We start from the raw sequence: 1,726 nt of genomic DNA, 5'->3' as shown, positions 1-1,726 counted from the left end.
GCAGCGAGCGCGCGTAGCGGCGCAAACGCGGAATTTCGCCAAGGATCGCTGCCTTCTTTTCGTCCATGACCGCTGGTTTTCGAGGTCGTTTCCCATCCAGATTGAACGCGCCTTTCCGGCGCGGCGCAAGCAGCCAGCGCGAAGCGGTCCACCGCTCCGGTCACCCAAGCAATGGAATGAACGCTGGTGGGTGCGGATTTATTCCCGGCTAGCCGATCGTTTCTGCTTGTTCCGCCTTCTCATTCGCCGCGCGCGTCAGCAGCCGCTGGTAGAAGAGGCCGATGCCGATCAGCACGGCGCCGAGGCCGATAAAGGACAGGGCCCTGAGCACGCCTTCCAGCTCCGACATGTCAAACAGGAAGACCTTCAGCACGGCGATCGCGATCAGCGCTGCGGATGCGACGCGCAGCACCTGCGATTTCAGCCACACTCCGGCGGTCAGCAGCGCGACACCGATGGCCAGCCAGAGCGCTGAATAGGTGTAGGTCTCCACCTGGCCGAGCCCGCTCCACAACCCGATGAACTCGCCTTTGAACAGCCGCCTGACCGACAGCGTCGCATAGGCGAAGGCGAGCAGCGAGGCGACCAGCGCCAGCATCTGCGCATACCAGCGGGGGCGCTTGTCGCGGACGTAGAGCGCCAGCGCGCCGGTGGCGACCGCCGGCAGGAGATAGGCGAGGAACAGGAGGTTGAACACCGGGATCGTCCCGGTCGATTCGTCGGTGAACAGCGGGTTCAGCACCACGAAATGCCGGACGGCGACGAAGGCGACGGAGAGCACGCCGACGGCCATCGAGCCGTAGCGCAGCACCGAGCTCGGCGAGCGCCTGTCTATGGCGACCAGGATGGCGCCGGCGCCAAGCGCGATCAGCGTGTAGATCGCCTGTTCGGCGAGCGTGACCGTGCCGGTGTCCAGCACACCGCCATGCATGGCGTGGCGCACCAATATGGCGAGCGTGAGCAGCGCGAAGAGCGCTGCCCCCGCTTCCATCGCCAGGCGCGGCCGGCCGTTTGTGGTGCGGGCGAGCTGCCAGGCGGCGAAGCCGAAGGCCAGCGCCGGCACGCCGTAGCCCGGCAGCAGCCAGTTGAAGACAGGCGTCGTCGACAGCGATGCAGCGCCGACGATGGTCGGGTCGTAGGCGACGCGGCCAAGCGTGGCGACGACGGCGCCAACCGAAATCCAGCCGAGCACCGGATAGGACCGCCAGCGGGTCGCCAGCGCCGGTACGACGGCCGCGGCGCCGACAAGCAAGGTGGTCCAGCCGGAGCCGAAGGCCATGTGCAGCATCAACAGGGCGGCGATCGCTGCGCCGCCGAGCGCGAAGGAGACGGCGACGTCTCCCTTGAGCGGCGGCTCCTCGGCGCGCGCGATCCATTCACCGCTGGCGGCGAAGGCCACGACCAGAAGGACCGCGACCGCAGCGTAGAGGAAGTCGCGGTCGAGATTACCGAATGTGAACCATAGCGCCGTGAGCACGACCAACGGCGCGATCACGCCCCAGGCCGCCCAGGACGCCGACCGGATGCGGCCGGTTGCCACCCATCGATGCGCGGCCCAGAAGCCGGCGGCGATGAACAGCAGGCCGAGCCCGACGCCGATGTTGCGCGTCAACTGATCGGACACCACCACCGGCTGGCCGTCAACGCCGAGGCTGCCGCCGACGAACTCGGAACCGATCGAGGTCGGCGGGCTGATGCCGAGGTAGATCATCGCCGTCACCAGGCC

The 1,726-nt window shown here is 67.7% G+C and carries 1 protein-coding gene; it reads right to left on the bottom strand.

The features are described from left to right. Window positions 1-208 precede the first annotated feature (208 nt). Window positions 209-1,726: DUF2339 domain-containing protein (locus EOA33_RS34800; RefSeq protein ID WP_145989487.1), on the bottom strand; the 1,518-nt coding region annotated here is incomplete at its 5' end.

Source organism: Mesorhizobium sp. M4A.F.Ca.ET.050.02.1.1 (assembly GCF_003997725.1).
In the GTDB taxonomy this organism is placed as follows: Bacteria; Pseudomonadota; Alphaproteobacteria; order Rhizobiales; family Rhizobiaceae; genus Mesorhizobium.
The sequence above is the reverse complement of the archived record's forward strand: the minus strand, read 5'-3'. Positions and strand labels throughout refer to the sequence as shown.